The sequence below is a fragment of the Brevibacillus sp. BC25 genome (assembly GCF_000282075.1).
In the GTDB taxonomy this organism is placed as follows: domain Bacteria; phylum Bacillota; class Bacilli; order Brevibacillales; family Brevibacillaceae; genus Brevibacillus.
On record NZ_AKIX01000030.1, the window covers coordinates 56,971 to 64,330 of the forward strand.

The window sequence follows — 7,360 nt, forward strand, 5'->3', positions numbered from 1 at the left end:
AAACGCTTGAACAGCCGGATCCTCGCTTCCGGTCTGATTCAAGCGCCTTTGCTCTCTTCGTATCTACTTGTCACTGCTTTTTATGATAACGTCAGTACTAGCCTTGCATAAAAATGGCCTGCTCGCCCGACAAAATTTCCTCTGCCAGCTTCACAAGCGGCATGCGCCGTTGCATGCTTACTTGCTGCATCCATTTGTAAGCCGCATCCTCTTCCAAGGATAGGGCACTCATTAGCTTTCCTTTTGCCTTTTCCACTGCCTTGCGATCCTCGATTTTTTGTTTCAGATCATTTATATCCTTCTTCAGTGAAACGACTTTTTCCTTTTGACTAAGTGCGATTTCTACTGCAGGAATCAAGTCATCCTCCGACACCGGCTTCACCAAGTAAGCCGTCACACCCGCTTTTCTGGCATCCTGGACGAGTTCCTTTTGGCTGTAAGCCGTCAAAAGAAGAATGGAACTGTCTGAAAAGGAACGAATGATACTGCTTGCCTTGATTCCATTCAAGACAGGCATTTTCACATCCATGATAATCAGATCGGGCTTGTGACGATGGGCCAGTGAGACTGCCTCTTCTCCGTTTTTCGCCTCGGCAACCACTAAATACCCTTCATTTTCGAGCATCTCGCGCAAATCCATGCGAATAATCGGCTCGTCATCAACCACCATAATCTTCGGCTGTGTCATCTTCATCCTCCTTTTGGATCGGATAGAGTATGGTAACCTCTGTTCCGTTCCCAGTGTTGCGGAAATGCATCGTGCCTTCGAGGTCTTCCCTGACCAGCGTATCGACAATCTTCAGGCCGAGATGGCCCTTTTTGTGGATTTGCTCCATGTCCTCGATGCCTACTCCGTCATCTGTCACAGACAGACTAACGAAGTCTTCCTTGGCGACGAGTGCAATAGAGATTTTCCCTTCTTGCTGCTCATGAAAACCATGAATCATGCAATTTTGAATCAGCTCGGTGACGATTAAGGCAAACGATGTTGCTTTATTGGACGGCAGATACACTGACTCGCCCGTCACCACAACGTGTATAGCTTGCTCAGAACGTCTCATCGAAGAGACGATTATTTTCGATATTTTGGTTAAAATTTCTTTGAAGTCAATCTGCTCCAGACCATCCTGTGCCAAGTATTCGTGAATAATGGCGATGCTGTTGATGCGATTGATGCTTTCCCGGTATACCTTTTCAATCTCGTTGGACTGCGAACGCCGCATTTGCAGGCGCAGCAGGCTAGAGATGGTTTGCAAATTGTTTTTGACCCGGTGGTGAATCTCTTTGATCACCGCGGATTTGATCATCAACTGCTTTTCTTTTTCCCGTATGTCCGATATGTCTCGCAGGAGAATGAATCCCCCAATGATGTCTTGTTTGCGGACGGACGAAACCGCTTTCATCATGATAAAATGTTTGCCTTTTGACAGCTCCTCCTGAATATAACCCCCGTTGCGTACAAAATTCTCCGGGGAAACTCTCCAGGAAAAAATACGTTCAATGCTCTCTCCCTTTTCCGGCCGTTCAAAGCCAATCAAGGAGAGTAGCTTGTGGGCACGGCCATTGGCGTACGTGATAACCCCACTCTGATCAAACAAAATCATGCCCTCGTGCAAAAGCGACGAAATGGGCAGATCAGGCACAGCGAACTGGATGAGTGTCTCGCTTAACTGCTCAGTTGTTTCCTTGAGCATTTCGACGTTCTTTTCCTGTTCCACCTGTTTGGATATATCTTGTTCAGTTATCAAGGTCCCGATTGTTTTTCCAGCTGCATTCGTGATGGGTACGACGCTTTGTCGCATCACGACTTGCTCCTGTGAAACCCCACGTGAACCGATGACGGGCTTGCCTGTAGTCAGACAATACATAACGGCCGGCTCATTAATCGCCGTCGCCAAATGCCCTACGACCGATCCACTGTACATAGAGCGTGCCGTACTCGGTGCAGCTTGTGCGACTACCATCGCAGCGCTCCGATCTACCGTCGGACAATCGATAAACATGTCCGCTTGAGACAGATCAGCAAAAATCTGAAGCTTGGAAGCCAGATCCTCCACAATCCGAATGTCGTCATCACTCAACGTCGTGGACGCTTTGCACACTTCTCGTATTGATTGCATGTGAACCTCTTTTCACCTGCTAGGAGTTGATATGACCTCATTTTCTCACAGACACGCTACGGCGGAAAGGGGTGTAATACTGGTTAATCTCACTTACTCGTTTACAATTTCTTGCAAATACGTTCGCAATTCTGATACTCCCTCACTCGTGAGCGAGGAGGTCCGGAAAATTTTCGCATTGCCGAGCGATTGACGCAGGAATTGTTCTGCCCTCTCCACATTTGCGTCAGGATGATCCATTTTGGTAATGACCCCGATGCACGATTGCGGAAAACCTTGCGAAAAGCCAGGAGGGAAATAATTACGCTCCCGCGTAGCATCCTGCACCATCACAATGACCTTCGCCTCAAGAGAGGTAGCCATTAGCGTGCGGTAAAACATCGGGTTTTCGCTGTACTCACCCGGAGTGTCAATCGCCCAGTCCCGATATTCGAGCGCTTGTGTCTTCCGGGCAGGCTGTTCGTCATTGAACAGCGCCCGCACCAGAGAAGACTTTCCTGCTTCGATTGCACCGATAATCATTACACGGCCGGTCATGATTTCGTCACCAACGCCGGTGTAAACCGCAGTTTTTCGCTCAGCACCTGATTGACCGCTTCGACTGCCATCTCAACAGCGGATACATCTCCTACGACAATCAGTGAACCTGTAAAACGATCGAGAAACCCAAGCTCGACGCCAGCAGCCTTTGTCGCAATATCCGCGGCAATAATGGCTGTTTCGGTAGGCGTCAAAGTCAAAATGCCGATCGCACCGGCCTCATTGATACCTAGCTTGGTATAGAGCATTGGGTCAGGGTTTGCGATTACATGAGCCAACGTGACCTGTTTCCCCGGTACGAATTCCTGGATGACTCGTGAACGTTCCTGTTCCATTCCTATTCCTCTCTTCCTGCGGCACCCGGCACCTCAAACGAATCCACAATGCCTACGATGATCGCATCGATCGGCACACTGGTGCCGGAGAAAAGGATTCGGGCAGGCGTCCCACGAGAGACGATAACCTGCTCCCCGATTCCCGCACCGATCCTGTCCGCTGCGATAACGGTTTGTCCGCCTTCTTCGCCACGCCAATCAATCGGCTGAACCACCATGAGCTTGAGATTTTCCATTCCTGCTTCTTTTTGCGTGGCCCAGACGCTGCCGATCACTTTTCCCAAAAACATGCGATCACCCTTTTCCTAAATAGCTGACCGTAATGCCGCGTTCTCTCATGCTGTCATAAGCAAGCGGAGAAACAATTGCACCTTTTTTCACGATCAAAGTCGTATCGCGAAGCTCAGGCTGAGATCTGATCCAATCCGCTGTCAACAGCTTCCCGGAAAAGACGGCTTCTTGCTCATCCAAAGGAGTCAATGTCGGTTGTTCTGTCTTGGTAGTAGTCTCCACTTTTTGCAGTTGAGACTTCAGCTTAGAAACCACGCGATCAGCCAGACGGCGTTGCTCCGTAAATTCCACACCCAGCTCTTTCATGCCTTCAACGTGACGGTTGAACAGCTTTTCATAAGCAGGTGTCAGTGTCAATGTTTGCAGGGTACGACGGTCTGCGCGCTTGATCCCTGGCACATCGGAACCAGCGATGACGAATTTACCCGTCACCAATGCGGAAAAGACGATTTCCGCTTTGATTGTTCCTTTTAGACCAGAAGCAATTCTCGCTGCATTATCCAAATCGATTTCAGGAATCACGATACCGACATAATCTTTCGGCACTTCCAACGGGGCAGGTGCGTACTCATCTGCTGTAAGAATTTTGCCTGCTCCCCCACATTCGATCTTGTGCATTCCCAACCAAGAAGAGGTTTCTCCGTCCAGGAAGAGAATGTCATGGCAGATCCCGTGGTTTTTCAGTTGGATAAAATGATCCTGAAACGCCTCATGAGCCTGGCTGTCGCAAAAAACGTACAGGACACGAGGCGCTGTGCTCGCTGTGCTTTGCTTTTCTGTATTCATCGATTGCAAAATTTCTTTTGTAATCGACGCCACCATTTCTCTGATGTCCATCAAGCTCAACCTCCGTTAGCCGGAGTAAAATTGCCCGTTCTTGCCGATCACTTTTACCCGGTCGCCCGTTTTCAAATTAGCGGCATTTCCTTCATCCGTATCAACGTGGAAATCAAGTGCAAACTGCGGATGTACACGAACGATTACATCTGGATAGATGATAGGACGATCGCTTTGCGTCGCCAGAATCAGCGAATCGCCATCCTTCACTTGATATTGCTCGGCATCTGCCGGAGACATATGAACATGGCTCTTCGCTACGATTACGCCTTTGTCCATCACAACTGTCCCTTTTGCCGTTACAAGTACCATACCTGGTGTTCCTTCAATATCTCCAGACATACGCACAGGGGCATGAACACCTACTGCAAAGCCGTCTGTTCTGGAAATTTCCACTTGTGTCGCGCCACGAGCTGGTCCCAAAACGCGAACCCCGTTGATGCTGCCTTTTGGTCCCACGATGGTGACTGTTTCTTGGCAAGCAAACTGGCCCGGTTGCGACAAATCACGCATTGGCGTCAATTGATGTCCGGCTCCGAAAAGCTTCTCGACATCTGCTTGCGACAAATGAATGTGACGGTTCGATACGCCCAAAGGAATTTCTCGCACTGCCTCGGCAGCTTGATTGGTGGAAGGCTGCTGGTTCTGATCAACTTGTTTCACTTGAATCCCTCTTCCTTTCAAGAAATCTGCCGCTGCTGGTGTTATTTTATCCCCTTTCTCAACGAGAAAGGGGTTTGGAATACCTGACTTATGCATCGCTCTCAAGGATGCTTCTGTAATCACTGCCATAGGGATTTATTATCCTTCGAGTTTAGGCAGGATCAATTCAATGTCTCCATGAGGACGTGGAATTACGTGAATAGATACGAGCTCTCCTACTTTTTCAGCAGCAGCGGCGCCTGCGTCTGTGGAAGCTTTTACTGCACCTACGTCACCACGTACCATAACAGTCACGAGACCGCCACCTACGTGTACTTTACCGATCAGTTTTACGTTCGCTGCTTTTACCATTGCGTCAGCAGCTTCAACTGCTCCTACCAAACCTTTTGTTTCTACCATTCCCAATGCGGACATTTCTCCAGCCATTTTCATTTCCTCCTTAATTATATCTCCAAAATTTTAGTGTTTTACGACATTAAGACGTCATTTCTGTTAACACGGATTTGATGATGTTTTTGATCTCATCGCGGCTCAAGCCAACGTTCATGGAAGAGACAGCCTGTAGGACAGCTTCTTCCGCTTGTGTCGCAGGAGCTGCTGGTGCTGGCGTTGATTGCGGCATTTCTTTGATGCCAAACGCAACACGCTTGATGTTGAACATATGCTTCGCACCGATGTTATCGGAAGTGATGTTGCCCCCATAGGAACCGCATCCAAGTGTAAACGCTGGTTGTACGCCAGTCGTTGCACCAATTCCTCCGAAGGTCGTACCCGTATTTACTGGAATTCTAGATGCTGGCATTGCTTGACCATACGCTGCGATGACATTTTCATCCTGGGCGTGAATACCCGCTGTATGTCCAAGACCACCATGCTCCAGCAATTCGCGGCAACGGGCAAACGCTTCGCTGTCGCCTTGAACCGTGTAGAGAGCAAGGACCGGAGCCAGTTTTTCAACGGACATCGGATATGCTTTACCTACATTGTTCTCCTCCGCAACCAGGACACGCGTATCAGCAGGGATGGTAATACCCGCCATTTGAGCGATCACATGCGGAGAGCGGCCAACGATCTTCGCGTTCAGCGAGCCGTTTATCGTGACGATGGCAGCTACCTTTTCCTTTTCTTGCTCGTTCAGGAAGTAGGCGCCTTCACGCTTCAGGGCAGCAATCAATTGGTGCTTCATGGATTCTTCCACTACCAATGCTTGCTCAGAAGCGCAGATCGTACCATAGTCAAACGTCTTGCTCTGCACGATGCGCTTGGCAGCAGCGGCAAAGTCAGCACTGTGGTGGATGTAGACCGGAACGTTACCAGGTCCCACACCGTATGCAGGCTTACCGGAGCTGTACGCTGCGCGTACCATCGGCGTTCCGCCAGTTGCGAGAATCAAATTGGTCAGCTTGTGCTTCATCAATTCGTTTGTCGCTGGAAGCGTAGGCTTGGTAACGCAATGGATCAAGCCTTCTGGTGCTCCAGCCGCTACTGCCACCTGTGCCATCAGTCGCGCTGCTTCCAGCGTGCACTTGGCTGCCGACGGATGCGGGCTGAAGACAATCGCATTTCTCGCCTTGAGGGAGACCATCGATTTATAGATAACCGTGGACGTCGGATTGGTGGAAGGTACGATACCAGCTACGATTCCGAATGGCTGTGCCACTTCCCACACTTTGTTCTCTTCGTCCTTACGGATGATGCCAACCGTTTTTACATCTTTTACAGATGCGTACACATCTTGCGCAGCAAACAGGTTTTTCATCCGTTTGTCTGGAACGTTACCAAAGCCCGTTTCTTCTACAGCCATAGCTGCGAGTCTATCCGCATGCTCCACGCCCGCTTTGGACATGGCTTCGATGATCCGGTCAACTTGTTCTTGGCTGTAAGTAGCGAACTTGGCCTGTGCTTCCTTCGCTTGTGCAAGGTAGGTACGCACTTCCTGTATGGAATACAGATCAGCGTCGAGTGTCATTAGGCTTTGTCACCTCCGCCTTGTTTCTCTTCCAACAGACGGATGAGATCTTCTTTCTTCGCCATGTTGATTTCGTTCGTTGTCAGCGGGAAGTCCGCATACGAACGCGCCATTTTGCGCAGGTCATTGATGGATTGATCTTGCAATCCGGACACAGGCGCTTTAACCGGCTCTGCCTTAACCTCTTCTTTTACTTCCGGTTTTAGCAGGTTTTTAATCATTCTTGGAACATTTTCGTCAGGACGTGGAATCACGTGTGAGTGCAGCAATCTTCCGACACGTCTAGCTGCGTCGGCGCCAGCATCTACTGCTGCCATAACCGAAGATACATCCCCGATCACGTATAAAGTGACGATTCCTGCGTCCGCTCCTTCATAAGAAACAACTTTGACGTCTGCCGCCTTGGCAGCAGCGTCTGCGGCAGCGATGAGAGCAGGCAAGCCCAGCGTCTCGATCATGCCGAGTGAATATGTTGTAGCGCGCATTTACATTACCTCCCCTTCAAGAGGAAAAATCCCTATTATCGTTTGACAGGCTGTTTGGCGACACTTCTTACGGCCTCGGCAAAAGCATCGGCGGCTGCCGTGCATGCCGATTGGCTGCCA

Annotated in this window: 10 protein-coding genes; all 10 read right to left on the minus strand. The window is 49.7% G+C overall.

The features are described from left to right. Nucleotides 1-97: 97 nt before the first annotated feature. Entirely contained in the window at nt 98-688 is a 591-nt protein-coding gene (locus PMI05_RS08705) for an ANTAR domain-containing response regulator (RefSeq protein ID WP_007720093.1), read from the minus strand. Then, entirely contained in the window at nt 660-2,120 is a 1,461-nt protein-coding gene (locus PMI05_RS08710) for a sensor histidine kinase (RefSeq protein WP_007720095.1), read from the minus strand. The genes PMI05_RS08705 and PMI05_RS08710 overlap by 29 nt, the downstream gene beginning before the upstream one ends. A 93-nt stretch (nt 2,121-2,213) precedes the next feature. Then, nucleotides 2,214-2,657, minus strand: coding sequence for a EutP/PduV family microcompartment system protein (locus tag PMI05_RS08715; protein WP_007720096.1), 444 nt, complete (start codon nt 2,655-2,657; stop codon nt 2,214-2,216). Beyond that, nucleotides 2,654-2,995, minus strand: coding sequence for an ethanolamine utilization microcompartment protein EutS (gene eutS / locus PMI05_RS08720; RefSeq protein WP_007720097.1), 342 nt, complete (start codon nt 2,993-2,995; stop codon nt 2,654-2,656). The genes PMI05_RS08715 and eutS overlap by 4 nt, the downstream gene beginning before the upstream one ends. Before the next feature lie 2 nt (nt 2,996-2,997). Beyond that, on the minus strand, nt 2,998-3,285 hold the full coding sequence (locus tag PMI05_RS08725; protein ID WP_007720099.1) for a EutN/CcmL family microcompartment protein: 288 nt from the start codon (nt 3,283-3,285) through the stop codon (nt 2,998-3,000). 4 nt (nt 3,286-3,289) lie between these two features. After that, a complete protein-coding gene (locus PMI05_RS08730; RefSeq protein WP_007720101.1) occupies nt 3,290-4,123 on the minus strand; it encodes a hypothetical protein in 834 nt (277 codons plus the stop codon). 15 nt (nt 4,124-4,138) lie between these two features. After that, nucleotides 4,139-4,915 (minus strand): phosphate propanoyltransferase, encoded by a 777-nt coding sequence (gene pduL, locus PMI05_RS08735; RefSeq protein WP_007720103.1) that lies wholly within the window; start codon nt 4,913-4,915, stop codon nt 4,139-4,141. Between the two features lie 9 nt (nt 4,916-4,924). Next, on the minus strand, nt 4,925-5,212 hold the full coding sequence (gene eutM, locus PMI05_RS08740; RefSeq protein WP_007720104.1) for an ethanolamine utilization microcompartment protein EutM: 288 nt from the start codon (nt 5,210-5,212) through the stop codon (nt 4,925-4,927). Nucleotides 5,213-5,261: 49 nt separating this feature from the next. Continuing rightward, entirely contained in the window at nt 5,262-6,755 is a 1,494-nt protein-coding gene (locus PMI05_RS08745) for an acetaldehyde dehydrogenase (acetylating) (protein ID WP_007720105.1), read from the minus strand. Then, complete coding sequence (locus tag PMI05_RS08750; protein ID WP_007720106.1) at nt 6,755-7,240, minus strand: BMC domain-containing protein; 486 nt, start codon at nt 7,238-7,240, stop codon at nt 6,755-6,757. Before PMI05_RS08750 ends, PMI05_RS08745 begins: the two co-directional genes overlap by 1 nt. Nucleotides 7,241-7,360: the final 120 nt, after the last annotated feature.